Origin of the sequence: Mumia xiangluensis (assembly GCF_010994095.1) — a bacterium.
GTDB classification, from domain to species: domain Bacteria; phylum Actinomycetota; class Actinomycetes; order Propionibacteriales; family Nocardioidaceae; genus Mumia; species Mumia xiangluensis.
This window is the reverse complement of the sequence record NZ_WJYO01000004.1, coordinates 410196-436581: the sequence shown is the minus strand read 5'-3', so window position 1 is coordinate 436581 and position 26386 is coordinate 410196. Positions and strand designations below refer to the sequence as shown.

General features: G+C 72.4%; 24 protein-coding genes. 4 read left to right on the top strand and 20 right to left on the bottom strand.

Going from position 1 to position 26386, the window contains the following annotated elements; translation table 11 throughout:
- Positions 1–16: 16 nt before the first annotated feature.
- The 4 genes from GH747_RS15150 to GH747_RS15135 are packed head-to-tail and all read right to left on the bottom strand — an operon-like array spanning position 17 to position 3725.
- Positions 17–340 carry a hypothetical protein gene (locus tag GH747_RS15150; RefSeq protein ID WP_149770421.1) on the bottom strand — a complete coding sequence of 108 codons (324 nt, stop codon included), beginning with the start codon at positions 338–340 and terminating at the stop codon, positions 17–19.
- Positions 337–1788, bottom strand: a complete 1452-nt coding sequence (locus tag GH747_RS15145) for a WS/DGAT/MGAT family O-acyltransferase (protein ID WP_149770420.1) — start codon at positions 1786–1788, stop codon at positions 337–339. Before GH747_RS15145 ends, GH747_RS15150 begins: the two co-directional genes overlap by 4 nt.
- Positions 1789–1806: 18 nt before the next feature.
- Positions 1807–3036 (bottom strand): CpaE/TadZ family protein, encoded by a 1230-nt coding sequence (locus GH747_RS15140; protein ID WP_149770419.1) that lies wholly within the window; start codon positions 3034–3036, stop codon positions 1807–1809.
- Entirely contained in the window at positions 3033–3725 is a 693-nt protein-coding gene (locus tag GH747_RS15135) for a hypothetical protein (RefSeq protein WP_149770418.1), read from the bottom strand. The genes GH747_RS15140 and GH747_RS15135 overlap by 4 nt, the downstream gene beginning before the upstream one ends.
- Before the next feature lie 103 nt (positions 3726–3828).
- Here GH747_RS15135 and GH747_RS15130 point away from each other — a divergent pair, with 103 nt between their 5' ends.
- Positions 3829–4098, top strand: coding sequence for a helix-turn-helix domain-containing protein (locus GH747_RS15130; protein WP_149770417.1), 270 nt, complete (start codon positions 3829–3831; stop codon positions 4096–4098).
- Here GH747_RS15130 and GH747_RS15125 read toward each other — a convergent pair.
- Positions 4082–4591 (bottom strand): hypothetical protein, encoded by a 510-nt coding sequence (locus GH747_RS15125; protein WP_149770416.1) that lies wholly within the window; start codon positions 4589–4591, stop codon positions 4082–4084. The genes GH747_RS15130 and GH747_RS15125 overlap by 17 nt on opposite strands.
- Before the next feature lie 120 nt (positions 4592–4711).
- Between GH747_RS15125 and GH747_RS15120 the strand changes: the two genes are divergently transcribed.
- Both GH747_RS15120 and GH747_RS22085 read left to right on the top strand, forming a co-directional pair.
- Positions 4712–5650, top strand: coding sequence for a LysM peptidoglycan-binding domain-containing protein (locus GH747_RS15120; protein ID WP_163695607.1), 939 nt, complete (start codon positions 4712–4714; stop codon positions 5648–5650).
- Positions 5647–6213: an Rv3235 family protein gene (locus GH747_RS22085; RefSeq protein WP_194842917.1), complete on the top strand. Its 567-nt coding sequence runs from the start codon at positions 5647–5649 to the stop codon at positions 6211–6213. Before GH747_RS15120 ends, GH747_RS22085 begins: the two co-directional genes overlap by 4 nt.
- A gap of 91 nt (positions 6214–6304) precedes the next feature.
- Here GH747_RS22085 and secA read toward each other — a convergent pair whose 3' ends face one another.
- From secA to GH747_RS15045, 13 genes are all read right to left on the bottom strand, one after another.
- Positions 6305–9031, bottom strand: coding sequence for a preprotein translocase subunit SecA (gene secA, locus GH747_RS15105; RefSeq protein WP_456085356.1), 2727 nt, complete (start codon positions 9029–9031; stop codon positions 6305–6307).
- Between the two features lie 133 nt (positions 9032–9164).
- Complete coding sequence (locus GH747_RS15100; protein WP_149770413.1) at positions 9165–10385, bottom strand: winged helix-turn-helix domain-containing protein; 1221 nt, start codon at positions 10383–10385, stop codon at positions 9165–9167.
- Entirely contained in the window at positions 10382–11056 is a 675-nt protein-coding gene (locus GH747_RS15095) for a response regulator (protein WP_149770412.1), read from the bottom strand. The genes GH747_RS15100 and GH747_RS15095 overlap by 4 nt, the downstream gene beginning before the upstream one ends.
- Positions 11057–11082: 26 nt before the next feature.
- Positions 11083–11733, bottom strand: coding sequence for a ribosome hibernation-promoting factor, HPF/YfiA family (gene hpf / locus GH747_RS15090; RefSeq protein WP_149770411.1), 651 nt, complete (start codon positions 11731–11733; stop codon positions 11083–11085).
- Between the two features lie 123 nt (positions 11734–11856).
- Positions 11857–12591, bottom strand: coding sequence for a ComF family protein (locus GH747_RS15085; RefSeq protein ID WP_149770410.1), 735 nt, complete (start codon positions 12589–12591; stop codon positions 11857–11859).
- Positions 12592–12760: 169 nt separating this feature from the next.
- Positions 12761–14518, bottom strand: a complete 1758-nt coding sequence (locus tag GH747_RS15080) for an LpqB family beta-propeller domain-containing protein (RefSeq protein WP_149770409.1) — start codon at positions 14516–14518, stop codon at positions 12761–12763.
- On the bottom strand, positions 14515–16155 hold the full coding sequence (gene mtrB / locus GH747_RS15075; protein ID WP_149770408.1) for an MtrAB system histidine kinase MtrB: 1641 nt from the start codon (positions 16153–16155) through the stop codon (positions 14515–14517). Before mtrB ends, GH747_RS15080 begins: the two co-directional genes overlap by 4 nt.
- A gap of 5 nt (positions 16156–16160) precedes the next feature.
- Entirely contained in the window at positions 16161–16826 is a 666-nt protein-coding gene (gene mtrA, locus GH747_RS15070; protein WP_267236272.1) for an MtrAB system response regulator MtrA, read from the bottom strand.
- A 112-nt stretch (positions 16827–16938) separates the two neighbouring features.
- Positions 16939–18369 carry an adenosylhomocysteinase gene (gene ahcY, locus GH747_RS15065; RefSeq protein ID WP_149770407.1) on the bottom strand — a complete coding sequence of 477 codons (1431 nt, stop codon included), beginning with the start codon at positions 18367–18369 and terminating at the stop codon, positions 16939–16941.
- A gap of 67 nt (positions 18370–18436) precedes the next feature.
- Positions 18437–19450 (bottom strand): SIS domain-containing protein, encoded by a 1014-nt coding sequence (locus GH747_RS15060; protein ID WP_205602952.1) that lies wholly within the window; start codon positions 19448–19450, stop codon positions 18437–18439.
- A gap of 16 nt (positions 19451–19466) precedes the next feature.
- Positions 19467–19640: a Trm112 family protein gene (locus GH747_RS15055; protein WP_149770406.1), complete on the bottom strand. Its 174-nt coding sequence runs from the start codon at positions 19638–19640 to the stop codon at positions 19467–19469.
- Positions 19637–21040, bottom strand: a complete 1404-nt coding sequence (locus tag GH747_RS15050; protein WP_149770405.1) for a phosphomannomutase/phosphoglucomutase — start codon at positions 21038–21040, stop codon at positions 19637–19639. Before GH747_RS15050 ends, GH747_RS15055 begins: the two co-directional genes overlap by 4 nt.
- Positions 21041–21044: 4 nt before the next feature.
- On the bottom strand, positions 21045–21392 hold the full coding sequence (locus tag GH747_RS15045) for a DUF3499 domain-containing protein (RefSeq protein WP_149770404.1): 348 nt from the start codon (positions 21390–21392) through the stop codon (positions 21045–21047).
- Between the two features lie 137 nt (positions 21393–21529).
- Between GH747_RS15045 and GH747_RS15040 the strand changes: the two genes are divergently transcribed.
- Positions 21530–21985 carry a metallopeptidase family protein gene (locus tag GH747_RS15040; RefSeq protein ID WP_149770403.1) on the top strand — a complete coding sequence of 152 codons (456 nt, stop codon included), beginning with the start codon at positions 21530–21532 and terminating at the stop codon, positions 21983–21985.
- A gap of 3 nt (positions 21986–21988) precedes the next feature.
- On the opposite strand, the gene GH747_RS15035 is transcribed toward GH747_RS15040, so the two are convergent.
- On the bottom strand, positions 21989–23509 hold the full coding sequence (locus GH747_RS15035; RefSeq protein ID WP_149770402.1) for a DUF5719 family protein: 1521 nt from the start codon (positions 23507–23509) through the stop codon (positions 21989–21991).
- On the bottom strand, positions 23506–26313 hold the full coding sequence (locus tag GH747_RS15030) for a glycosyltransferase family 2 protein (protein WP_149770401.1): 2808 nt from the start codon (positions 26311–26313) through the stop codon (positions 23506–23508). The genes GH747_RS15035 and GH747_RS15030 overlap by 4 nt, the downstream gene beginning before the upstream one ends.
- Positions 26314–26386 lie beyond the last annotated feature (73 nt).

The window sequence follows — 26386 nt, the reverse complement described above, 5'->3', positions numbered from 1 at the left end:
GCGACCAACCCGATGGTCAGCTGGAGGGGCCGAGGCCGGCGATGACGGTCTCGAGCTCCTGAGTCGCGTACCAGGCGAGCTCGTCGCCGACGTGGATCGCCTCGACGTCGCGCAGCGCGACGGTGCCGGTGACCTCGTCGGCGTCGGTCTCGGTCGCGAGCACCAGCACGGCGCCCCAGCGCTCCTCGGCGATCTCGCCAGCCACGGCCATCGCGTCGTACTCGTCCTGCTCGTCGTCGCTCTCGGCGACCACGCACGCGTAGGCATCGGCGGGCAGCACCCCGTCGCGCCCGAGCGCGCGCAAGCCGTCCCCGTGGGTCGCGAGGTACGCGCGGCTCACGCGCCGGCCCCCATCCCGCGCGGCTTCGCGTCGCGCGACACCGGTCCGCGGGGCGCGCGGACCCGCGTCGGGCCGGTCGCCTCCACCAGCTCGGCCAGCGCCTCCTCGATGCACTGCCCGAGGACCTCCGGCTCCGGCACGGCCGCGCGGTCGGTCACCAGGCCGTAGTAGACGCCCCCGGCGTACGAGGTGACGCCGATCGACAGCGTCCGGCCGTGCGACAGCGGGATGCCGGGATAGGTCTCCACGATCGGCGCCCCCGCGATGAACATGCGCTCCTGCGGGCCGGGCACGTTGGTGATCACGATGTCGTACGGGTGGTGGGCCTGGGTCTCCGCCACCCGGGCTCCGACCGCGTGGAACGTCGTCGGCGCGAAGCCGGGCAGTGCCGCGAGCGTGTTGGCGGCGACGGCGACGCCGGTCTCCTTGTGGGCCTTGAGGGCGTACGACACCTGGTGCAGGCGCACGATCGGGTTGGTCTCCCCGACCGGCAGGGTCAGCAGCTGACCGCGGACGGTCGAGCCGTACGAGGTGGGGACGCCGTCGGGCGCCGCGACCGACATCGGCACCATCGCGCGCAGGCGCGTCTTGTCGCTGACCGGCTCCGCCTGGGTGAGCATCCAACCGCGGATGCCGCCCGCGATCGTGGTCATGATGACGTCGTTGACGGTGCCGCCGCGCGCGTCCCGGACGAGCCGGTAGTCGTCGAGCCGCGTCCGGACGGTGACGTAGCGACGGTGCGGGCTCAGCCGGGCCGAGAACGGACCCGAGGCGTCCGCGGCGACGGGACCGACGACGGGGAGGCTCTGGACCACCTTGCCGACCGCGGACTGCACCCGGTCGATGCTGCCGGAGAGGCGCTCTGCGGCGCGGCGGGGGTGCGTCGCCACGTCCCAGAGCGACCCCGCGACGAGCGAGGGCCCTCCGGGGGTGCCGCGCGGGACCCAGCCGTCCGACGGGACGTCGCGGTCGTGCGGCGTCTCGTCGAGCAGGACCTGGGCGAGGTCCACCGTCACGGAGCCGTCGACGAGCGCCTGGTGCGACTTGATGAGGACGGCGACGCGGCCGCCCTCGAGCCCTTCGATGAAGTACGCCTCCCACAGCGGGCGCGAGAGATCGAGGTGCCGGCCGACAAGGCGGCTCACCAGCTCTCGCAGCGCAGCGTCGGTGCCGGGAGACGGGAGCGCGGACCGCCGCACGTGGTAGGTGAGGTCGAAGTCCTCGTCGTCGACCCAGACCGGGGCACCGAGACCACCGGGGACGTTCGCGACCCGCCGCCGGTAGCGCGGGACCAGGCCGATCCGCTCGTTGACCACGCCGACGAGCGTGTCGTAGTCGAACGTGCGCTCACCAGGCTCGATCACCACGAGCGTCATCACCTGCCGGGGCGCGGTGGAGGTCTCCTCGTCGAGGAACGTCACGTCGAGCGCATCGAGACGGCGGGGCACGGCCACAGATTACGCCAGTTAAGCGGGCTGAACCCGCAGTTGATCCACCAGCGTGACCAACGTCGTACGAAACGGCGACCCGGCCGCACCCTCGACCGTCGTGTAGCCGTGCACGAGGCAGTGGTCGATGACTGCAGGGGCGTCGGGCAGGAACGCGAGCGGTCGAAGTCCCGTGAAGCGTTCGACGGCATCGGCGATCTCGCGGGCGCTCCACCCGAGGGTCGGCCGCATCCGGTTGATGACCACGTCGGGCTCGATACCCAGGCGCGACCGGACGTCCAGCACCGCACGGGCGAGCCGGGACAGTCCGACCGGATCGGGGCTGCCGACGACGATGACCCGGTCGGCGACGGCGAGCGTGTGCCGTGCGACGGCTGCGCGTCGGGGCGCGGCGGAGTCGTACGCCGGCTCGTCCGCGTCGTCGAGCGCGTGCCCGAGGTCGACCACGACGTCGTCGGCGACCTCGCGCGCGGTCTCGAGCACCGACTCGTACGCCGCGGCGCGCAGGCTCGGCCACCGGTCGGCCCGCGGCAGCCCGGTGAGGACACCGAGCTCGGGACCGATCCAGCGCAGGCAGGCCGTGAGCGACTCACGGGTCAGGGTGCCGGAGTTTGCGTCGCGGGACGCGACGAGGATGCCGCTCACCTCGTCCAGCAGCGCCAGCGCCGCGGCCTGCGTCCCGCCGTCGACGTCCGCGTCGATCAGGACCGTCCGTCGGCCGTACGCCGCGAGCTCGGCGGCGATACCGCGCGCCACGGTGCTGCGGCCAGGGGCACCCGGTGGTCCCCAGACCGCCGTGATCCGCCCCTCCCGCTGGTGGTCGCTCACCGGCACGGCGGCATCGTCGCGCTCCGCCGACGACGGTCTCAGGTCGAGCTCGGCGCCGCCGTCGCGGCGGGTGGCACGAGCGAGCGCCGGGACCTCTCGCAGACGCGTCCACGGGACGACGGACGCGATGCCCAGGGCTCCGGCGTGCTGCCGGGCGGCCTGCTCCGTCTCGTGGCCGCCGACGACGGCGACGACGAGGACGTCCGTCCCCGCGAGGCGGCGCACGGCATCCGCGTCGAGCCCCGGCAGGCCGACCGACACGAGCGCGACGCCGACAGAGCCGCTCGACGCCGTCGCGACCGCGTCCGCGACGTCCACGCAACGGCGTACGACATCGATGCCGTCGGTCGCGACGGCCGCGGCGACCAGGTCGGCCTCCCAGGGCTCGCCCCCGGCGGCGATGAGAACCGGGACGCTCACGCGGCCCCCGACCTCCGTACGAGCGTCGTACGCCCGTCCGCGAGCGCGGCGAGCGCGTCGGGGAGGACACCCGCTCGGGCGTCGTCGACCAGCACGACCACGCTGCGGACGCCGCTCTCACCGAACGCACTGCTGTCCCCGTGGACCGCGACCACACCGACGTCCTGGAGCACCCGGCGCGCGGATGCCGTCCCGCCGCGTGCGGTGCCGGGCTCCGGGGCGACCCAGACGTCGACCCGGTGACCCGCCGCGAGGTCCGCGGGCATCGCCGTACCGGTCACCTGCAGAGGCACCTCGACGCCGGAGGCATCGGAGGCCGCGGCCAGGGCAGCGACGGGCACGAGCTCACCGGCAGCGAGGTCGTGGGCCCAGGTCGCTTCCGCCACCCGGCTGGCGAGGGCTGTGGGGTCGGGCTCGGCGAGGTAGGCGGTGGCCGCGGCACCCGTCAATCGCACGTCGACGCGCTCGAGGTCGGCGGGCCGGACGGGCTCCCCTGCGCGGACGTCGTCGCTCACCGCCCAGACCTCCGTCGTACGGGCGACGTTGGTGACGAGCAGGCTGCCGAGGAGCATCGAGCCGGCGACCAGCGCAGCACCCGCGACGGCGCGCGGATGGGTCCACCGGGGCCGCTGCAGGCGGCGGGCGTCGGCGCGCGCGGGCGACGAGGGTCGTCGCGTGAGCGTGGGCATGGCACCTATTCATGCCCGACGCGAGACCACTGCGTCCACCCTCTGTCCACAGACCGTGCACGCAGGGCCGCGCCGTGGGTGCCACGACTGGCATGATCGAGCCATGCCCCTCGGTTCCGAGTCCCCCCGGTTCCTGCGGCTCTCGGACGTGGCCGACGTGCTCAACGTCTCGGAGCGGCAGGTCTACGCGCTGGTGCGCCGCGGCGACTTGCCCGCCATCCGGCTCGGGGGTCGCGGCGTCTGGCGTGTGGAGGCCGAGGCGCTGGAGGAGTTCATCACCCACCAGTACGCCGCCGCGCGAGACCACATCGCCGCACACCCGTGGGTCGAGTCGGAGGAGTCGCGCGACGAGGACGTCAACGCGGACACCTGACGGCGACGACGGCCGCGTACGGCACGAGCTCGTCCGCGATCTCCACGTAGTCGCTCCCCGCGCGTGACGGCACGCCGCGCAGCGTGCTCCCGTCGACCAGCATCACCATGACGCTGTCGCGGTCCCGGATGAGCTCGGTCCAGGCCTGACGCCACGTCGTACGACGCTCGACCTCGCGGCGGGCGGCCGCGGGCCCGCCACCGGCGACCGTCACGGCGAGGACCTGCCCGACAGCGACGACCCAGTCGGTCGAGGCGTCCTGGTGCACGAGCAGCCAGTCGGCAGTCGCCATCGCCAGCTCGCCGCGGATCGGACCCAGCACCGCGACTCGCAGGGTCACCTCCCGCCCCCGGCACCGGTCTGCCCACGACACCGTCGCTGCACGCTCCACGGCGAGCTCGTCGATCTCGCGATCGCGGTCGGTGAGCTGCTCGCCGGCGGACTCGAGAGCCAGGCCGGTCTCGAGGGCTTCGAAGCGTTCGTCCCACCGCATGGGCGCACTCTAGCGAGCGTCCGGGTCTGTGGACGAACGCTTGACGACGTATCCAGCCGTACGCAAACGTAGGCAAACGTCATCAAGAGAGGCCGAGTGATGCATCGACGATCGGGCGCCGTGCTGCCTACTGCGATTCCGGCGGCAGTGCTGGTCACGCTGCTCCCCCACGTGCCCGGTGCCCTGACGCGGATCGCGACCCTCACCAGCCCGTACGCGCCCCGCCTGGACAGCGTGATCCGCGACGCTGCACTTCTCGGGGTCGTCGGTGCGACCGGCTGGCTCACGGCGCTGAGCGTGCTCGCGTGGTCGTACCGGGCGGTGCGCCGCCCGATCCCCGCGGTCGTCCTGACGCTGACCCCGCGCGTCTGGCGACCCGTGATCGCTGCCGCTGCCGGAGCTGCGGTGCTCGCGGCGTCGCCCGCCGGAGCCGCACCGTCAGCGTCGGACACCGCGCGAACGACGGGTTCCGAGGGCAGCACCACCCCGACCTCGGTCGCTGCCGCGCCGCCCGCCTCGGCAGTCGCGGGCCTCGCCCTTCCCGACCGCCCCGCACGAGACGTCAGCACCAGGGGCAGGAGCGTCCGAGCAGCGGACGACGTGACTGTGTCCCCCGGCACCCGCGCTCCCGGCACCCGCGCTCCCGGCACCCGCGCTCCTGGGCCGGGCGCGGCAACCGAGCGGCTTCCTTCTCCCAGCCGTGACCCGTCCACCCGCCGTCAGCGCCGCTCCTACGAGGTCCGCGTCGGCGACACCTTGTGGAGCATCGCCACGGATGCCCTCCGCACGGCCGGCGTCCGCCCCACCACGCGCCGCACCAATCGCGAGTGGCGCCGCTGGTACGCCGTGAACCGCGCTGCCATCGGCCGCGACCCCGACGCACTCCCTGCCGGGATCACGCTGCGGCCCCCCGCCCCGCGCCGGACTACGGCGTCCAGCACACCCACCGCACCACCGACCGCCGCGCCACCCGGTGCGGCGCCCACCACCGCCGCACCAGCCACCGATCCCAGCTCCAGCACCCACCCCGCACCGCACGCAGCCGGAGGAGACCGATGACCGCCACCGCCACCGCCACCGCCACCACCACCACCGCCAACGCCCGTCCCACCACCACCGCGACAGCCGCCGCCGAGGCCCAGCTGTACGCCCTCGAGCCGACGCCATCCGTCCAGTGGGCGCTGCCCCTCGTCGAGGGGTCGCTCGCGGTCGCGCTCGACGACCCCGCTCCGTCGGGGCCACCGCGCCGGGCTCGGCTGAGCCTCGTCCCGCCACCGGAACGCGACCTGGAGCAGCGCGCCGGCCGCTTCGTCCAGGCCGTCCTCGAGGTCAGCGCCGGCACCCGTCCCCTCCAACAGCTCGTGCGGATCCTGCGGCCCGACGTCTACGAAGAGCTCCACGGCCGGCTCTCCGTGCTCGCACGCGCGCGCACCCGCACGCCCCACCGACCCGCCGCCGGACGGGTCGCCAGCGTCCACGTCTGTCGGCCCCGCGACGACGTCGCCGAGGTGAGCGCCAGGGTCGTCCGGGAGGGTCGGTCGCGCGCCGTCGCCGCGCGGCTCGAGCACGACACCGACCGTCGCGACCCCACCTGGATCTGCACCGCGCTCGTCTGGGTCTGAGCCTCGGACGACGAAAGACCAGGCATCTGGCCCGCGTACGGGTCCGGATGTCTGGTCTTTCGTGCGGGTGCCGCGTCGGGAGCGGCTTGCGTCAGCGGTTGCTCTTGCGCGACTTCCGCTGCTGCTTCGCCTTCTGGCGCGCCTTCGACTTGAGGTTGGCCTGGCGGACCTTCTCGTTCTCGGTCAGCGAGAGCGGATCGTCGTCGTCCTCCTGGACCTCGACCTCGACCTCGCCGGTCTCGGTCGGGCCGCTGTACGTCAGCTGCTGGGGGACGTTCTCCTCCAGTCCCTTGGCCGACACCTCGACCTGGCCGTCCTCCTCGGGCGCGACCTGGACGTCGACGTTGAAGAGGTAGCCGACCGACTCCTCCTTGATCGCGTCCATCATCGCGGTGAAGAACTCGTGCCCCTCACGCTGGTACTCGACGAGCGGATCGCGCTGGCTGTACGCGCGCAGCCCGATGCCCTCACGCAGGTAGTCCATCTCGTAGAGGTGCTCGCGCCACTTGCGGTCGACGACCGACAGGACCACGCGCCGCTCGAGCTCGCGCGTCACCTCGGCGCCCAGCTCGGCCTCGCGAGCCTCGTACGCCGTGCGGGCGTCGGAGGTGATCGCCTCGACGAGGGCCTCGCGGGTGAGACCGGAGCGGCCGCCGTGCTCGTCCTCGAGGCCGGCCACGGTGACCGAGATCGGGTAGAGCGTTTTGAGCGCGGTCCACAGCGCGTCCAGGTCCCACTCGTCGGGGAAGCCCTGAGCCGCGCCGTTGACGTAGCCGGTCACCGTGTCCGAGATCATCTCGCGCACCCACTCGGACAGGTCTGCGCCCTCGAGCACGCGACGTCGCTCGGCGTAGATGACCTCGCGCTGACGGCTCATCACGTCGTCGTACTTGAGGATGTTCTTGCGCGTCTCGAAGTTCTGGCCCTCGACCTGGGACTGCGCCGACGCGATCGACTTGGTGACGTTCTTGTTCTCGATCGGGACGTCGTCGGGAACCTTCATCCGGGTGAGGATGAAGTCGACCCAGTCGGCCTTGAACAGGCGCATCAGGTCGTCCTGCAGCGACAGGTAGAAGCGCGTCGAACCCGGGTCGCCCTGACGGCCGGAACGACCGCGGAGCTGGTTGTCGATGCGCCGCGACTCGTGACGCTCGGTGCCGATCACCGCGAGACCGCCGAGCGAGACGACCTCGTCGTGGTCCGCCTGGACCTGCTTCTCGACCTCAGCGACCGTGTCGGCCCACGCCGCCTCGTACTCCTCAGGAGTCTCGACGGGATCGAGACCCTTGGCCCGCAGCGCCTGGTCGGCGAGGAACTCGACGGAACCACCGAGCATGATGTCGGTGCCTCGGCCGGCCATGTTGGTCGCGACCGTGACGGCGCCCTTGTGACCGGCGACCGCGACGACCGCGGCCTCGCGCTCGTGCTGCTTCGCGTTGAGGACCTGGTGCGGAACGCCGCGCTTCTTGAGGAGCTTGGCGAGCCGCTCGGACTTCTCGACGCTCGTGGTGCCGACGAGGATCGGCTGACCGTGCTCGTGGCGCTCGGCGATGTCCTCGACGACCGCGTCGAACTTGGCGTCCTCCGTGCGGTAGACGAGGTCACGCTCGTCGACGCGGGCGATCGGCTTGTTGGTCGGGATCGGGACGACGCCGAGCTTGTAGATCTTGTCGAACTCCGAGGCCTCGGTCATCGCCGTACCGGTCATGCCGGAGAGCTTCTCGTAGAGGCGGAAGTAGTTCTGGAGCGTGATCGTGGCGAGCGTCTGGTACTCCTCGCGGATACGGACGCCCTCCTTCGCCTCGATCGCCTGGTGGAGGCCCTCGTTGTAGCGGCGTCCATCGAGGATGCGGCCGGTGTGCTCATCGACGATCAGGACGTCGCCCTCGATGACGACGTAGTCCTTGTCGCGCTTGAAGAGCTCCTTCGCCTTGATCGCGTTGTTGAGGAACGAGATCAGCGGCGTGTTGACGGCGTCGTACAGGTTGTCGATGCCCAGGTGGTCCTCGACCTTGGTGATCGCGGGCTCGAGCACGGAGACGGTGCGCTTCTTCTCGTCGACCTCGTAGTCGACGTCGGCCTCCATCGGCGCGACGATCGAGGCGAACTCGCCGTACCACTTCACCTCGTCCTGGGTGGGGCCGGAGATGATCAGCGGCGTGCGGGCCTCGTCGATGAGGATCGAGTCGACCTCGTCGACCACGGCGAAGAAGTGCTCACGCTGGACGCACTCCTCGATCGAGTCAGCCATGTTGTCGCGGAGGTAGTCGAAGCCCAGCTCGTTGTTCGTCGCGTACGTGATGTCGGCCTTGTAGGCCTCGCGGCGCTGCGCCGGGGTCATCGACGGCAGGATCACGTCGGTGGTCAGACCGAGGAAGCCGTGGACACGGCCCATCCACTCGGCGTGGTACTTGGCGAGGTAGTCGTTGACCGTGACGACGTGCACGCCCTTGCCGGCCAGCGCGTTGAGGTAGCTCGGGAGGGTCGCGACGAGCGTCTTGCCCTCACCGGTCTTCATCTCGGCGATGTTGCCGAGGTGCAGCGCCGCGCCGCCCATGATCTGGACGTCGAAGTGGCGCTGGCCGAGGACGCGCTTGCTCGCCTCGCGGACGGTCGCGAACGCCTCCGGCATGATGTCGTCGAGGGTCTCGCCGTCAGCCAGACGCTCCTTGAACTCGGCCGTCATCGCGCGGAGCTCGTCGTCGGTCATCGCGACGAAGTCGTCCTCGAGAGCGTTGACCTGCTTGACGATGGCCTGCAGCTGACGAAGGATCTTGCCCTCGCCGACGCGCAGGATCTTGTCGATCACCTTGGGCACGGAACGCACTCCTGAGAACTTGCTCGCCGAGCCGTCGTCTCCGGGCCCCACAAAGGGTGTGCCGACCGACGGCAGAATCCTGTCCATCCTAGGCGACCGCTGGGCGCAACCGTAAGTGCACCGGATTTCGGGCTCAGACGACCGCAGCGACACCCTCGACGGCGGCGGCCAGCTCCTCTGCCAGGTCGCCCCGCGGCTCGATCTCGACGGCGTCGAGCGAGGTCCAGGCCGCGATCGTCCGCAGCTGTACGGCGAGCTGTGCGGCGACATGGCCGAGATCGTGCCCGGGCTCGGCCCAGGCGGCCCGCACGAGGAGCCGTCGCGTCGGCCGGTCGGCCTTGAGATCGACCCGGGCCACGATCGCCTCGTCCAGCAGGAACGGGAGCACGTAGTAGCCGTGCACCCGCTTGTGCGCCGGGACGTAGATCTCGATGCGGTAGCGGAACCCGAACAGGTCCTCGGTGCGTGCGCGCTCCCACACCAGCGGGTCGAACGGGCTGAGCAGCGCCGCTGCACGGACAGATCGCGGGGTGGACGCCCCGACGTGCCTGTACGCCGGCCGCTGCCACCCCTGCACCCGTACCGGCTCGAGCGTGCCGTCCTCGACCAGCTCGTGGACGGCCTGGCGCGTCGGCGCGACCCCCATCCGGTAGTAGTCGCGCAGGCTCGCCTCGGTCGCCACCCCCGACGATGCAGCCGCGCGGCGTACCAGCTCGCGGGCAGCCTCCTCAGCGGTCGGCACGGGCGCCTCGAGGACTGCCTTAGGCAGCACCCGCTCAGGGAGGTCGTACACGCGTTCGAACGCCCCGTTGCGGCGGGCGACCGCGAGCTCACCGGCCAGGAAGAGGTACTCCAGGGCGAACTTCGTCTCCGACCAGTTCCACCCCCACTGCTCCCGGCTGCGCTCGGTCGCCGAGTCGAGGTCGCGAGCGGTCACCGCGCCACGGCGCTCCACCTCGGCCAGCAGCGCATCGGCGACGTCAGGGCGACCCTGGCGGCCACCCCACGCGTGCCCGGTGTCGCGGTAGTGGCGCATCCGGTGCTGCATCGTCGGCCACAGGTCGACGGGCATGTACGCGGCGACGTGCGCCCAGTACTCGACGAGACGTCTCGGGCTGCGCTCCGCGGCGCGGTGCAGCAGCTGAGTGTCGTAGGGGCCGAGCCGGCTGAACAACGGGAGGTAGTGCGCCCGCTGCAAGACGTTGACCGAGTCGATCTGCAGCACCCCGGTGCGGGCGACGGCACGGTCCAGGGAGCGTGCCGTGGTCCGGATGTGCGGACGGTCGGTGAACCCCTGGGCGGCCAGCACCGTACGGCGTGCTGCCGCCGCGGACATCTCCTGCGGGCGGCTCACGGCAGATCGAGCAGCCGCTCGCGGACGGCGTACGTTGCAGCCTCGACGCGCGACCGCAGCTGGAGCTTCTCGAGGATGTTGCGGACATGGTTCTTGACGGTGTTCTCGCTGATGAACAACGCGCGCCCGATCTCCTTGTTGTTGTGGCCGAGCGCGACGAGGCGCAGCACCTCGAGCTCGCGGTCGGACAGCTTGGTGCCCCGCGGCTCCGGCTCGTCACGCGTGGCGAGGACCCGGAACTCCTCCAGCAGGCGTGTCGCCACCTGGGGGCTGATCAGCGACTGGCCGGACGCCACGCGGCGCACCGCGTCGCTGACCTGGTCGACCGAGGAGTCCTTGAGGAGGTAGCCGGAGGCGCCGTTGCGGATCGAGTCGAGCAGGTCGCTCTCCTCGTCGCTCGCGGTGAGCATCACGATCCTGGCCGACGGCGCGGCCTCCTTGATCGCACCGGCGGCCTCGGGGCCGTTCATCCCGGGCATGCGGACGTCGAGCAGGACGACGTCCGGTGGGCTCGCCGTCGCCTGGGCGACCGCGGAAAGCCCGTCCTGGGCCTCCTCGACCTCGAGGCCGGGATCTGCCTCGAGAACCATGCGGAGCCCGCGCCGGAAGAGCTCCTGGTCGTCGACAAGAAGGACCCGGATCGTCTCGGCATGATCGGCTACGAAGGTCATCGCAGCCGATCATGCCATGCGACGGCTCAGCCGACCGCTGCGTCGATGCTGTCGGCGGACTGGTCGATGTGGATGACGCCGTAGTCGTAACCGCGGCGGCGGTACACGACACTCGGGTGACCGGAGTCCTTCTCGACGAAGAGATAGAAGTCGTGCCCGACCATCTCCATCTCGTTGAGCGCCTGGTCCAGGGTCATCGGAGCGGCAGCGTGCGTCTTCTCGCGCACGACGAGCGGCCCCTCGCCGCGGACCTCGACCGGGCCCGCGTAGTGGACGGCGTCGATCGGCTCCTCGGCATCGGAGGCGTCGGCGGTGCCGTCGACCGCGGCCGCGAACTCGGCCACCGACATCGGCGTGCGGTTGCCGCGGTGGACACGGCGACGGTCCTGCACCTTGCGGACCTGGGTCTCCAGCTTGTCGACGGCCTTGTCGAGCGCGGCGAGAGCGTCGTCGGAGCAGGCCTCGGCACGGACCACCGGTCCACGGCCGCGGAGGGTGATCTCCACCCGCTCGCTGCGACCGCTCTGACGCGGGTTGTACTCCTTCGTGAGCTCGACCTCGACGCGTTGGATCTTCTTGCGCTGGTCGTACTTGTCTATCCGGTGCGTCTTCTCGTCGACGTAGTCACGAAAACGCTGGCTGACCTCGCAGTTTCGGCCCTTGACGACAACTTCCACGAGTCCTCCTCGGATGAGCGTCGGCCACCGCTGACGGGTGACCGAAGCGCGGCGGATGACGTTCACATGTCTCGACCGTAGACCGGACGGACGCATTTCTCCACATGAACGCCGGATCTTCTCTCACCGTGACCCCGACCCGTCGCCGGCTCGTCCGAGGCGGCGGCGCGTGGCCGCGACGGTCACGACGGCGACCGGTCGCGAGCCCGCCTCCGTGAGCACACGGACGGCCTCCGCAGCGCTCGCGCCGGTCGTCAGCACGTCGTCGGTGACCACGACCAGGCCGGCGCCGAGCGGCCTCCTGAGGCGGTAGGCGCCGGCGAGGTTCCGGGCACGATCTGCCGCTGTGAGGCCCGCCTGGTCGGCGATCCGCCCGACACGGAGGACGGGCGCGGCGCGTGCGGGCAGCCCCCGGCGCCGCAGGTCCGCGGCAGCGGACCGAGCGAGAGCCGCACCGGCGTCGAAGCCCCGGGCGCGGACCGCGCTGCGCCGCGACGGCACCGGGACCAGTCTGACGGGACCGGCTGCGTGGGGGTCCTCCTCCCCCGTGCACCGCCCGATCGCAGCCTCCACGGCATCGGCGAGCAGCCCGCCGAGCGGTGCGGCGAGCGCGGTGCGTGGCTCCTCCTTGTAGGCGTGGAGCACCGGGACGACGACGCCTGCGTACGGGGTGAGCGACATCGGCACGACGGGGGTGGGCCGGCGCAGCGCGGACGGCGCCGGGTCGGGGATGCGCACCGCAGCCCGGTGGCCGATCTCCGAGCGGCACGTGTCGCAGAGAGCGCGCCCCGGCGCCTCACAGCCCGCGCAGCGCACGCCGAGGACGAGATCGGCGAGGGCTGCGCGGAGTGCGTGCATGGGCTCAGCCTGGCCGAGCGCGACCCGCCGCGGGCAGGCCCGACGCTGAGCTGTGGACGACGCCGAGCTGTGGACGGCCCAACGCTGTGGACGGCCCAGCGCTGTGGACGGCCCAACGCTGTGGACGGCCCAGCGCCGTGGACGCCGAGCCCCACGCCCGCGAGGTCGCTCAGCCCGCGAAGGCGGCGAGGTCGACGGGGTCGTCGCCGGTCTGCTTCCACCGACCGTCGCTGGTCTGCGTCCACAACGCACCGTCCGCGTCGAGCACGTACAACGGCGGCGCCGGCAGCCCGGCCCCGAGCACCTGCCTCGCGCCGTCCTGCGGGAACAGCCCGACCCGTACAGCGCCGGTGACCGGCGTCGAGGAGTCGATGGCGACGAGCGACACCTGCGGCACACGCTGCGCTGCCCTGGCCAGGACGGCGACAGAGGTGCTCGACCGCCACGCCGCTGAGACCGGGACCCCGGTCTCGGCGGGTACGGGGATCTCCGCGACGTCGACCAGCCCGACGGGCACGCCTTCCTCGTCGTAGCGGATCGCGCCGACGTACAGCCCGGGCTGGCCGTCGAGCTCGGCGATGGCCAGGAACCGTGCCCCGTCCGCCGACAGCTCGAACGCCGCGACCCGCGCACTCTCGAGGAGACCGAGGCTCACCGCGCGTGGCGGTGCGTCGGTCGCGCCGACCGTCAGCGCGGATCCGCTCGCTGTCCGGTCGACGGTCCAGAGGCGCCCCTCGGCGTCCCAGCTCGGGCGCAGCAGGTCTGTGCCCTGTCGTACCACGACCAGCTCCGGCTCCCCCGCGAGCGGGGACACGCGTACGACGCGGCGGGCGTCGGTGACCAGCGCGATCCGCTCGGCGTCGAGCGACACCCGGAAGTCGTCGGCCCGCACCTGGTCGGTCCCCCAGGCGCCCGCGAACGGGCTGGTCGTCGCGCGGTCGACGACGTACAGGCGCCCGTCACGCAGCGCGAACAGCTGCGTCGAGCGCCCGGCTGCGGGGTCGTACTGGATCCAGGTGTCGAGCCGCTGGACGTCCGGCGTGCTGGGAAGCGAGAGCGCACGGTCGCCGACCCGGATCTCGACGCCCGTGATGGTCGGGATCTGCCTCAGGCTCGCCACCAGCTGCGCCGAGAGCCGCTCGCGGTCCTCCAGCGAGATGCCCGAGTCCGAGCCTCCGAACCGCACGACCGCGACGCCGTCGTCGTCGATCTCGACCGGCCGCGCCAGCACCCACGTGTCCGGCAGGTAGGTCTTCGCCTGACCGCCGAGCGCCCCGGCGGTCCCCATCAGCAGCGACGAGACGAGGTACGTCGCACGGTTCGCGTCGTCGGGCAGGTGCACGGGAGCCGCCACGAGCTGACGTCCGGTGGAGTCGAAGAAGTACAGGTTCTGGGCGTCGTAGTAGCTCTCGAAGAACGACTGCGAGATCAGGGCGCCCTGGGGCGGGTCGGCGATGCGCCACTGCTCGTCCTCCTGCACCAGCGTGAGGCCGAGGCTCTGCTCGCGGGACTCGGGGACCGTGAAGCCGCCCTGGGCGGTGAGCACGCCCTCGCGTGCCAGGTCCACGTCGACGGTCGACCCGATCGCAGGCGAGTCGCCCTCGGACACCGAGGTCTGCGAGTAGATCGTGACCGAGTCGCGCGGCGACCAGTCGTCGGAAGCCCCGTCGGTCAGGAACCGGCGCGCGATGTCGTAGCGGACGGGCGACGACATCATCGCCTGCAGGAAGCCGTTGACGATCTCGGTCGGCGAGGCGCCCGAGACCGGACCGGCCGGACGGATCCGCGCCGGCGAGACCTGCTGCGGGCGTCCGCCTTCGACGGTCTGCACCGGGCCGTCGTCCGGGATCGACACGCAGCCCGCGACGAGGGCCGCGATCGCCGCCAGCACGGGCGCCGTACGAGCAGGTCGGACGTGCGGGGTCATCGGATTCCTCCCGTACGGTCGAGCGCGGACCCGCTGTCCGGCACGAGCGGCAACGGCGAGCGGTGGGGGTCGTCGCCGGCGTGCCGCGGCAGGGTCAGACGGAACTGCGCACCGAGCCCCGGCTCGCCCCAGGCCTGCAGCCAGCCGCCGTGCAGCACGGCGTCCTCCAACGCGATCGCGAGCCCGAGGCCGGTGCCGCCGCGGCTGCGCTCGCGAGCCGGGTCGGCACGCCAGAACCGGTTGAACACCAGCTGGGACTGCCCCGGGTCGAGGCCGACGCCGAAGTCGCGGACCGCGATCGCCGCGCTGGTCGACCCGTGGGCGACGAGCAGCTCCACCACGTCGGACCCCGAGTAGTGGATCGCGTTCGCGACCAGGTTGCGGACGATCCGCTCGATCCGGCGCACGTCCGCCTCCACGATCGCCGGCCCGTCGCGGTTGACGACGCGGAGGTCGACACCGTGGCGTGCCGCGAGCGGTGAGTACTGGACACAGACGCGTTCCGCGAGCTCGACGAGATCGATCCCGTCGAGGTCCAGGCGCGCTGCTCCGGCGTCGAAGCGGCTGATCTCGAGCAGGTCGCTCAACAGCGCCTCGAACCGGTCGAGCTCGGCCTGCATGAGCTCGGCCGACCGGTGCGAGAGCGGATCGAAGGCGTCGCGGTTGTCGTACAGGACATCGGCCGCCATGCGCACCGTCGCGATCGGCGTCCGCAGCTCGTGCGAGACGTCGGAGACGAACCGCTGCTGCAGGCGGGACAGCTCCTCGAGCTGACGGATCTGGCGCTGGAGGCTCTCGGCCATCTTGTTGAACGAGATCGAGAGCCTCGCGATGTCGTCCTCGCCCTTGACGACCATGCGCTCCTCGAGACGCCCGTCGGCCAGCCGCTCGGCGATGCGCCGGGCGAGCCGCACCGGGGTGACGACCTGGCGCGTCACCAGCCAGGCGACCCCCGAGGACAGCACCACCAGGGCGAGCCCGGCGTACAGGAGGGAGTTGCGCACCAGCGCGAGCGTGCGCTCCTGGTCGGCCATCGAGAACGCGTAGTACAGCGCGTACGTCTGGGTGCCGTCCGGCATGCGCAGGACGTCGCCCACGAGGATCGCCGCCGGTTGCTCGTCAGTGTCCTCGAGCTGCATCCGGGTGTAGGTGTACGCGACTCCGTCGCCCTCGGCGACAGCACGCGCGAGATCGTCGGGGATGGTCTGCGGTGCGATCCCTGACGACGACACGACAGCGGCCTCACCGTCGCCGGCGTTGTCCAGCGGCCCCTCGAGAAGGACCTGGTACGAGGGAGGCGACCCCGCGCGCGAGGCCAGGTCGTTGACCAGCGTGCGCAGTGCCTCGGGCTCCGACGACGCGTCGGAGATCGCGCTGACGTCCAGCGCCTGCTGCGCGGCGGAGAATCCGGCGCGCGCCTCGGAGAGCGCGACCGTCTTGCGTGCCTCGACCATGCCGTCGGCGACGCCCTGGAGCATCAGCCAGCCGACACCGCCGATGACCAGTGCGCTGATCGCCATCGTCGTGATGACGACCCGCGCCTGGATCGACCTGCGCCACAGCGAGACGGCGGGCAGCACCGCCTGGCGCACGCGAAGGAGTCCACGGCGCAGCCAGCTCGGCGCGCGCCACGCCATGGTCGTCAGGAGCCGCCGGCCTTGTAGCCGACCCCGCGAACCGTGACGATGACCGTCGGGTTGTCAGGATCGGGCTCGACCTTCGAGCGGAGCCGTTGGACGTGCACGTTGACGAGCCGGGTGTCGGCGGCATGGCGGTAGCCCCACACCCGCTCGAGCAGCACCTCGCGCGTGAAGACCTGGCGGGGGCTGCGGGCGAGGCAGACGAGGAGGTCGAACTCCAGCGGGGTGAGCGACAGCTCCTGCGACCCTCGACGCACCGCGTGGCCGCGGACGTCGATCTCGAGGTCGGAGATCGTGAGCAGCTCCGGATCAGGCTGGTGGTGCACCCGCGTGCGCGCGCGGACCCGGGCGATCAGCTCCTTGGGCTTGAACGGCTTGACGACGTAGTCGTCCGCACCGGACTCGAGCCCGAGGACCACGTCGACGGTGTCGCTCTTGGCCGTCAGCATCACGATCGGCACACCGGACTCGGCACGGATCTGCCGCGCCACATCGATGCCGTTCATGCCCGGCAGCATCACGTCGAGCAGCACGAGGTCGGGCTGGTAGCTGCGGAACACCTCGACCGCGGCGGTGCCGGTCGCGGCGACCGCAGTGTCGAAGCCTTCAGCACGCAGCACGATCGTGAGCATCTCCGCGAGCGCCCGGTCGTCGTCGACGACCAGGATCTTGCCGCCGGAGCGGACGGGCGCCGGCGGCTCCTCGCGGGCCGCCGGCTCCCTGACAGCGTCGTTGCCGTCCACGCCTGATCTCCTCGCCTGGTCTCCTGGGCTCGATGCCTCAGTAGCGGTAGTGATCGGACTTGTAGGGGCCCTCCACCGGGATGCCGAGGTAGGAGGCCTGGTCGTCGCTGAGCTCGGTGAGCTCGACGCCCAGCGAGTCGAGGTGCAGGCGGGCGACCTCCTCGTCGAGGTGCTTCGGCAGCGTGTAGACGCCGACCGGGTAGGCCTCGTTCTTCGTGAAGAGCTCGATCTGCGCCAGCACCTGGTTGGTGAAGGAGTTCGACATCACGAACGACGGGTGGCCGGTCGCGTTGCCAAGGTTGAGCAGTCGGCCCTCGCTCAGCACGATGACCGTGTTGCCGCTCGGGACGGTCCACAGGTCGACCTGCGGCTTGACGTTCTTGGTGGTCACGCCCGGCGTCGCGGCGAGGCCGGCCATGTCGATCTCGTTGTCGAAGTGGCCGATGTTGCCGAGGATCGCCTGGTGCTTCATCCGGCCGATCTGCTCGGCGGTGACGACGTCCTTGTTGCCGGTCGCCGTGATGACGATGTCGGCCTGCTCGATGACCGAGTCGAGGCGTGCGACCTGGTAGCCGTCCATGGCTGCCTGCAGCGCGCAGATCGGGTCGATCTCGGTGATGATCACGCGGGCGCCCTGGCCGCGCAGCGAGTCGGCGCAGCCCTTGCCGACGTCGCCGTAGCCGCAGACGACGGCGACCTTGCCGCCGATGAGGACGTCGGTGGCGCGGTTGATGCCGTCGATGAGCGAGTGGCGGCAGCCGTACTTGTTGTCGAACTTCGACTTGGTGACGGAGTCGTTGACGTTGATCGCCGGGAAGAGCAGGCTGCCCTCCTTGAACCGCTCGTACAGGCGGAGGACGCCGGTGGTCGTCTCCTCGGTGACTCCCTGGACGCTGTTGCCGATGCGGGTCCAGCGCTGCGGGTCGACCTCGAGGCTGCGCCCGAGGACCCGCAGGACCTCCTTGAGCTCGGCGTTGTCGGTGGTGTCGGGGGAAGGAACCGCGCCGGCCTTCTCGTACTCGACACCGAGGTGGAGGAGAAGGGTGGCGTCGCCGCCGTCGTCGAGGATCATGTTGGGAGTCTCGTCGTTCGGCCAGACGAGGATCTGCTCGGCGAGGTCCCAGTACTCGGCGAGGGTCTCGCCCTTCCAGGCGAACACCGGGACGCCCTGCGGGTCCTCCACGGTGCCGGTGCGTCCGACGACGACGGCCGCGGCGGCCTCGTCCTGCGTCGAGAAGATGTTGCAGCTGGCCCAGCGCACGTCGGCGCCGAGGTCGACGAGGGTCTCGATGAGGACGGCGGTCTGCACCGTCATGTGGAGGGAGCCCGCGATCCGGGCTCCGGCGAGCGGCTTGCTGTCGCCGAAGCGCTCGCGCATCGCCATGAGGCCGGGCATCTCGTGCTCGGCGAGCGTGATCTCAGTGCGGCCGCGGTCGGCCAGGGTCAAATCAGCAACCGAAAAGTCCATTGCACCATCGTAGCCGCGCCATCCCCGCGAACCGCGAGTGCCGCGGCGAGAGAGCGTCAGGCACGTCTCAGTGGCCGAGCCCGATCTCGAGGTACGCGGCCGTGTAGCCACCGGTCGCGACGAGGGACGCGTAGCGTGCCAGATCGCCGCCCTCCCCCGCGAAGACCTCGTCGTGGCGGGCTCCGTGACGGGCCGCAGCACCGAGGACGTTGCCGCGGTCGACGCGTACGGCGGGGGCCTCCACGCGGTCGTCGAGCAGGATGAGCGACGACGCGGGCGCGGGAGTCGGAGGGTCTTCGAACGGGTCGGCGAACAGATCGCGCGACGGGCTCGCGTCGAGCACGGCGACGATGTCGTCGGCCTCGGCGGCGAGCGCAGGGCGACCCGATGCGCGCCGCAGCCCCTCGGCCCACCGGCGGGCGGCTCGTGCCGCCAGGACGCTCCCGCCCCACAGCAGCGGGACGTCGTCGCCGATGCTGCTCGCCAGCTGCTTCGCACGGTTGGTGCCGAGGTCGACGAACGGAGAGGACGCGATCGCCACGTCGTCGAGGGCGAGGGCCACCTCCTCGGTGTCGAAGGGTGCGGCGAGCCCCGCAGCAGCGAGGGCCTGGATGGCCACGACCGCAGCGGCGAGCGGATCGGCCGTCGCCGTGGGGACGAGCGTCGTCCAGCGCGACGCCGCGACCTCGGCGAGAGGTGACGTCGCCACGGTGACCACCAGCAGCGGGCAGCCCCTCCGGATCGCTTCGACGGCCGCGGCGTGCGCGCCGGGACCGTCGGGAGCGCCGAGGACGACGACGAGGTCCAGCGACCCCGCCCACCCCGGGAGGCCCGGCCCGGACCAGGCGACGAACGGCACCGGGCACGCGGGTTCGAGCACGGCCCGCACCAGGCGCGCCGCCGGACCGGCCGCGACCACGGCGCGAGGGCGGTGGTCGGCGTCACCCGCGAGGCCGGCGATCGCGTCCGCTGCCTCGTGCGCACCCATGCGGACGCGTGACCCGGACTCGGCCAGCCCGCGGAGCACGACATCGGCACGCGTCAGCGCGCGCTCGTCGTCCAGCAGGGCGTCGTCGAACACAGCGTCGGCCGCCGTGTCAGTCCGTGAGGCTCCGGGCCTCGCCGACGAGCATCACGGGGATGTCGTCGCGCACCGGGTAGGCGAGGCGGCACATGTTGCACACCAGCTCGTCGCGGTCGACGTCGACCGCGAGGGTCGCGCGGCACTGCGGGCACACGAGGATGTCGAGCAGCGCGGGGTCGAGGTTCACGGTGATTCCTCCTGGTGGATGAGTGTCAGGACGGCGTCACGGACCGACACCATCGTCTCCTCGTCGTCCGCCTCGACGTTGAGACGCAGCAGCGGCTCGGTCTGCGAGCTCCGCAGGTTGAACCACCAGTCTGCTGCGGTGACCGTGAGCCCGTCGAGCCGGTCCTGCTCCTGGTCGGCGTACGCGGCGGCGACCCGCGCGGTCACGGCGGCGGCGTCGGCGACGCGCGAGTTGAGCTCGCCCGAGGACGGATAGCGCTCGAACTCCGCGACGATCTCCGAGAGCGGGTCGTCCGAGGCAGTCATGGCGGCGAGCACGTGCAGGGCGGCGAGCATGCCGGAGTCGGCGAGGAAGAAGTCCCGGAAGTAATAGTGGCCCGAGTGCTCTCCGCCGAAGACGGCGCCGGTGCGCGCCATCTCGGCCTTGATGAGCGAGTGGCCGACCGGCGTACGGACGGGGGTGCCGCCGGACTCGACGATGACCTCGCGGACGGCTCGCGAGGTGATGACGTTGTGCAGGACCGTCTCACCGGGATGCTTGCGCAGCTCGCGCGCGGCGATCATCGCCGTCACGGCGGACGGCGACACCAGCTCACCCCGCTCGTCGACGACGAAGCAGCGGTCGGCGTCGCCGTCGAAGGCGAGGCCGACGTCGGCGCCCTGCTCGCGGACAGCGGCCTGGAGGTCGACCAGGTTGGCGGGGTCGAGCGGGTTGGCAGGGTGGTTGGGAAACGTGCCGTCGAGCTCGAGGTAGAGGCCATGGACCTCGACGTCGAGGCGCGCGAGGACCGCCGGGGCGATCAGGCCGCCCATCCCGTTCGCGGCGTCGACGACGACCTTCAGGCGGCGCCGAGTCGCCCCGCCCTGCTCGACGCCGACCAGCTCGGTGACCCGCTGCGCGTACGCGGTGAGAGCGTCGCGCTCGGTCACCGCACCGGCGCTGCCCGTCGGTGCCACCCCTGCGACGGCGCGGTCGGCGATCGCCGAGAGCCCGGTGTCGCGCCCGATGGGGCGGGCGCCGGCCCGACACAGCTTGAGTCCGTTGTCGCCGCTCGGGTTGTGGCTGGCCGTCACCATGATCCCGGGCAGGTCCCACTCGCCGGAGGCGAAGTAGAGCATGTCGGTGGACGCGAGGCCGATGGACACCACGTCGGCGCCGGTGCTCGTGATCCCCTCGGCCAGCGCCTCGGCGATCTGCGGTGAGGTGACGCGCATGTCGTGGCCGACGACGACAGCACCGCCGCCGCCACCGGCCGGGTCGGCCGCTGCACCGGTCTCGACGGCGAACGCCGCACCGACGGCCCGAGCCACGTCGGTGTCGAGCTCCTGCGGCGAGGCGCCGCGCACGTCGTACGACTTGACGAGCACCGCGAGGCGCTCGGCGAGGGTCTGCTGGTCCATCTGGTCAGTCCTGTGGTCCGAGGACGCGGAGGTGGCCGCGTCGGTGGGGCTCCGCCGGTGCCGCGACCGGTGGGGGTGCCTGAGCCGCCTCGCGTACGGCGTCGGCGAGCGCCTCGAGGTCGTCCGACGACGGCGCCTGGGCGGCTGCGAGGTCGATCTCGAGCCGCAGCACCTCCCACCCCTTGGGGGCGGACAGGCGCAGTGCGTGATCCTCGCAGAGGTCGTAGCTGTGAGGCTCGGCGTACACCGCCAGCGGGCCGAGGACCGCCGTCTTGTCCGCGTAGACGTAGGTCAGGGTCGACACGGCGGGGCGCAGGCACGCCGGACGGGTGCATCGACGCAGGGGACTCACATCGCTGAGAGTAGCGTGCCCCGCACTGCCGCCAGGACGCGGCGCTCCGCACCGTCGGCGGTCGGCGGGGCACGACGGCGGCCGGACGAGGCGCGCGGCTGCTTGCGACACCCTACGGCGCGAGGTAGGACGGTGCCATGGCCCGACGGAGCAACCCCCGCGTCGACCCGCTGCCCGCGCCTCGCGGTGGACGTCGCCGGGACCGGCGCGGTCGCGGCTTCCGGGGCCCGGTCGCCGTCCCCGGGCCTCTGTCACCGCGCGGCGTCCCGGGAGGGTGGGACCACCGGTCCCAGTTCGACACCGCCGTCCTCGGGGCGGCGGCGCGGCTGCGGCCCCAGCACGCGGCGGAGCTCGCGACGATCGACATCGCGGTGGAGGACGTTCCCGTCCTCCCCCGCCGCTGGCGGGACGACGTCCCACTGGGCACCGTCGTCCCTGATCACGAACGACCTCGCGTGGTGCTCTTCCGGCACCCGATCGAACACCGAGCGGAGTCGCGCGGCGACCTCGACGACCTGGTGCTCAGCGTCCTCGTCGACCAGCTCGCCACCCTCTGGCGCTGCGACCCCGAGGACATCGATCCCCGGGTCTGACCGTCAGGGTGCTACGGGCCTCACGACCGGGGCGGCCTCGCGTACCGGTGCCGCGGTGAGCGGCGTCACCGCGAACCCTCCGGTCCCGTAGACCGCGGCCGCACGCACGGTGCCGTTCGTCTGGAGCGTCAGGTACGCGACGTCGTCGACGTCGACACCGACGCCGCCGGCCCCGAACGGGTCCACTGTCGTCGTCGTGCCCCCGGGTGCCTCGAGCTCGGCGTTGCCGACCTCGGTGCCGTCCTCGGCGTGCGCGGTCACCCGGACGCTCGACGTCTCCTCGCCGCCCGGGGTCACGATCACGCGCATCGAGCCGGGAGCGAGCGCGCGTCCCATCTGGACCGGGACGACAGCCGTGCCCTCCCACGCGTCCGCGGCGACCGAGTAGGCGACGTCGCTGCCGACGGTCGTGCGCACCGACGCCGTCACGGGCACGTCGGAGGTGAGCCTGACCGCGTACGCGCGCGGGCTGATGTCCGCCGGGAGTCGGACGGGCGTCACCGACTGCGGTGCGATGTCCACGGTCTCGAGACCGGTGGGCGTGAACGCGCCGTCCTTCGTGGCGATCGACAGAGCCACGGTCGCGGTCCGGTCGGACGGGTTGGCGACCAGCAGTGTCCGAGCGCTCTGGTCGCCGGGCACCCCGGCCACCGTCACGTCGGTCGCCGGGAGCGCGGAGCTCGGGAGGAACTCGCTGCCCGCCGGGGTGCTGACGCCCTGACGGGTGACGTCGACGGCTGCCGCGGCAACCGCCCCGCGACGCACCACCACGCGGACCGCGAGCTCGGCCTCGCCGGCGGTGAGCTGGGCAAGGCGGACCGTCTTCGAGGTCCCCGGGTCGACGACGATCCCTGTGGCGCCGACGCCTTCGACCTCGCCCGCTCCGCCGTACATCGTGAGGTCGACGACGCCCGGCGACGTCGACGTGTTGGTGAGCACCAGCGCCGTGCTGCGCTCGGTGCTGCCGCCGGCTCCGACGAACCACCGCTCGGGTGCCGGGCGCGGGCATGCGCCGACCGCGAGGCCGCCGCCGTCGGCACCCGTCGCCTTCGACGCGGCGTAGGCCACCGTCCCCGGCGCCTGCGCGCCCACGACGTTCACGAGGACCGACGACGTCTTCTGGCCGGCCGCGGCTGTCGCCCAGGTCCCGCGCGGGGCATCGGCGAGCGCGGCGACGGGATCGGCGCCGGGCAGGCGCACGACCGTCCGGGACCCGCCGTCGACCGCTGCACCAGGCAGGGTGCCGACCGCGACCGTCGTGGGCGAGGCGGACCCGGTGTGGTTGAACGTCGGGCAGCCGTACGCGAGCTGGGCGACCTCCTGCGCGGACGGCGGCGCGGGCGCGTCGCCGGACGACGCCGTACGGATCTCGCCGACGACCAGCAGCAGGGCTGCGACCACGACGGCGCCGACGACCAGGCGGCCCGACTGGGCGCCGAGGGCGAGCGCGGCCGAGGTCGTCTCGACGACCTGCTCCTTGACGCGGCGGCCTCCGGCCTTGCGCTTCGGCGTGCGGGGACTCATCGCACCTCCCTCGCTCGTCCGGGGGCAGCGGCGACGGTGACGACCAGCAGCAGCCCGAGCTGGATGTACGCCGCGATCGGCCGCAGCGCCGAGTCGGGCGCAGGGGTGCGGTCGGACTCGGTGGTGAAGGTCCAGGCCCGCGAGCCCTCGGGGCTGCCCGACGGCTTGAGCCCCGGGACGGTCTCGAGCGCGTCGACGAGCGCGTCGTCGGCCGGTGCCGGGAGGTAGATCGCCTGGATGCCGTACGTCCCGAGACGCTCGAGGACACCGGTCGACGGGTTGGCGAGCAGACGGCGTACGTCGTTGTCGAGGTCGCGGAACGCCTCCGGTGGCGGCATCACGGCCTCGTCACCGAGCCGCGTCCCGTCGCCGGACACCACCTGCTGGGACACACCCTCCTCGCGGGAGCCGGTGAGGACGAGCGTCGAGTCACCGTCGGCGGCACGATCCGCGAGATAGGCGGGCACCTCGGTGATCGGGCCACGCTCGAGGGGGTCGTCGACGCCGCGCGCGACCCACCAGCCGGTCGCGAGGAGCGGGCCGGCGACCGCCAGCACGACCCCGATCGCGTACGCGCGACGCCGCAGCGGGCGTTCCGCCCACCGCTCGGTGAGGCCGTCGGCAGCCATCCCGGCAGCCGCGGCGAGGGCCGCGACCCAGAGCGTGGCAGGGACACCGACCCACGCGGGGCCGCTCGAGATCCCGTCGGTGAACCTCGCGCCCGCACCGAGGCTCGCCCAGGCGAGACCCCACAGGCCGGCCGCCCAGGCGACGAGGACACCGGCGCGGCGGTCGGTCCGCATGAGGGCGAGGAGGCCGAGAAGCACCAGGGCTCCCGTCGCGTACGTCGCCGCTCCCGGTCCGCCCGCGTGCCCGAGGGCGAGCTGCCAGGTCGGCGGGTCTAGGTCGCCGACACCGGCGTCGGCACGGCCCGCCTCCCACCACCACGCGCCGGGGTCCAGCGCACGGGTCCACATCCAGGACCCGAGGAGCGCCCACGGGAGGAGGAGCGCCGTCGCGATGCTCGGCCAGCCGCGACGTCGCAGGAGCACGCCGCCGGCGAGCAGGAGCGGGGCCGCGGTCAGGAGGTACGTCAGCGGGGCGAACGCGGTCGCCAGGGTCAGCCACAGCCCGAGCCTGAGCCCGTCGGTGACCCTGGGGCGTGTCGTCAGCAGGTAGGCGGAGTTGACGATCGCAGGAGCCGCGGCGAGCGCGACGACCGAGCCGATCCGGCCCTGCGCCACCGCGCCCGAGGTCGCCACGAGGACGCCGTACGTCGCTCCCCACCACAGCGCGATCCACGGTGAGGCGAACAGGCGTCGGGCGAGACGGTGGGCGGTCAGCGCGGCCAGGACCGCGCCGGCCAGCAGCACGACCGACACAGCGAGGTCGGCGTTGCCGCCGAAGAGCGTGCCGAGCAGCGCCAGCGGGACCACGTATCCCGGCGCCGCGGCGTCGCTGCCGATGCTCACGTCGTGCGAGCCGGAGGTGAACAGCGACCACCACGCGCCCGCGCTTTCCGGCGACGGCAGGAGCGCGCCGCCCGCCAGGTAGCCCGACCCGATCACGGAACGGGCGGCCACCAGCGCGACGAGCGCCAGCATGAGGACGGTCGCCGCCCACGGGTGGCGCGACAGGAAGGAGCCGCTGACGGGCAGCTCGTCCTCGTCGTCGTCACGCGCCTCGACGGCGGCACGACGGCCGGTCATCTCGGGTGCAGGGCCGACGAGGGTGTTGACGAGCTCGCCCACGGCGTCGAGGCCGTGGCGGTACGGGATCAGGGGCGACGGCAGCAGGCGTTCGCGGACCGACTTCTGGTCGACGCGGGAGGCCGCGGCGCGGCGTCGCCGGGCGCGGTACATCGCTCCCGGCCGCAGATAGACGGAGAGAGTCCCGCCCAGCTCGTCTGCCGCCTCGCGTGGCGCCTTCGCGACGAGGAGCGCGAGGGTGCGGAGGACCGAGCCGAGCAGCAGCCGGACCGACTGCCAGAGGAAGCCGGGTCGGCTCGCGTTCGCGAGGAGCGTGTACGTCGCCGCCCGGCGCAGATCGCGCCTGGGACGGCGGGCGATCGACCCCTGGCGTACACCGGTCGCGCTCGCCTCGACGTGGAAGACCACCGCGGCGGGGACGACCCGCACCCGGTAGCCGCGTCGCGCGGCACGCCAGCCGAGGTCGAGGTCGTCGAAGAAGAGCGGGAGCTGCTGGTCGAACCCGCCGAGGTCGTCCAGGACGCGACGGCGTACGAGCATGCCGGCCGTGCTCACGGCGAGGACGTCGTGCGGGCGGTCGTGCTGACCCTGGTCGGGCTCGCCGCGCTCGAGCCCGGTCTCGCGGGAGCCGGTGCCGGTGACCGTGACCCCGACCTCGAGCAGGCGCTTGAGGGACGGCCACTCGCGGAGCTTCGGGCCGGCGATGCCGATCTCGTCGGACTGCGTCGCCTGGTCGAGGAGATGGGCCAGGGCATCGGGGCCCGGTGCCGAGTCGTCGTGGAGCAACCAGACCCACTCCGTCTGCGGAGCCCCGTCCAGCGCGATCCGCACGGCGTCACCGAAGCCGGTGCCGGCCGGTGCGGTGCGGATCGAGGCCGGGTGCAGGTAGCGGCCGAGGATCTCGCGGGTCTCGTCGGTGGACGCCACGTCGACCGCGACGACCGCGTTCGGCAGGTGCGGAAGGGATGCGAGCGAGTCGAGAACCTGCGGGAGCCAGCGTGCGCCGTTGCGGCACACGATCACCGCCGTGACGGAGGGGGGCGAGGCTAGCCACTCGCGGGAAGGGACCAGGCCCTCGTCGACGCCTTCGAACATAGGTTGGCGAGTCTAGCCGTGCCGGTCCAGCGGGTTCCGCGGGGTACGCGCCGTGCGCGCGCACCCCCGCCGA

What these genes read in the sequence shown, in the direction of transcription:
- GH747_RS15135 (WP_149770418.1), bottom strand. Translation starts at nt 3,725, where the DNA reads ATGCCCACGCTCACGCGACGACCCTCGTCGCCCGCGCGCGCCGACGCC.
- GH747_RS15130 (WP_149770417.1), top strand. Translation starts at nt 3,829, where the DNA reads ATGCCCCTCGGTTCCGAGTCCCCCCGGTTCCTGCGGCTCTCGGACGTG.
- GH747_RS15125 (WP_149770416.1), bottom strand. Translation starts at nt 4,591, where the DNA reads ATGCGGTGGGACGAACGCTTCGAAGCCCTCGAGACCGGCCTGGCTCTC.
- GH747_RS22085 (WP_194842917.1), top strand. Translation starts at nt 5,647, where the DNA reads ATGACCGCCACCGCCACCGCCACCGCCACCACCACCACCGCCAACGCC.
- GH747_RS15095 (WP_149770412.1), bottom strand. Translation starts at nt 11,056, where the DNA reads ATGACCTTCGTAGCCGATCATGCCGAGACGATCCGGGTCCTTCTTGTC.
- GH747_RS15085 (WP_149770410.1), bottom strand. Translation starts at nt 12,591, where the DNA reads ATGCACGCACTCCGCGCAGCCCTCGCCGATCTCGTCCTCGGCGTGCGC.
- GH747_RS15080 (WP_149770409.1), bottom strand. Translation starts at nt 14,518, where the DNA reads ATGACCCCGCACGTCCGACCTGCTCGTACGGCGCCCGTGCTGGCGGCG.
- mtrB (WP_149770408.1), bottom strand. Translation starts at nt 16,155, where the DNA reads ATGGCGTGGCGCGCGCCGAGCTGGCTGCGCCGTGGACTCCTTCGCGTG.
- ahcY (WP_149770407.1), bottom strand. Translation starts at nt 18,369, where the DNA reads ATGGACTTTTCGGTTGCTGATTTGACCCTGGCCGACCGCGGCCGCACT.
- GH747_RS15050 (WP_149770405.1), bottom strand. Translation starts at nt 21,040, where the DNA reads ATGGACCAGCAGACCCTCGCCGAGCGCCTCGCGGTGCTCGTCAAGTCG.
- GH747_RS15040 (WP_149770403.1), top strand. Translation starts at nt 21,530, where the DNA reads ATGGCCCGACGGAGCAACCCCCGCGTCGACCCGCTGCCCGCGCCTCGC.
- GH747_RS15035 (WP_149770402.1), bottom strand. Translation starts at nt 23,509, where the DNA reads ATGAGTCCCCGCACGCCGAAGCGCAAGGCCGGAGGCCGCCGCGTCAAG.
- GH747_RS15030 (WP_149770401.1), bottom strand. Translation starts at nt 26,313, where the DNA reads ATGTTCGAAGGCGTCGACGAGGGCCTGGTCCCTTCCCGCGAGTGGCTA.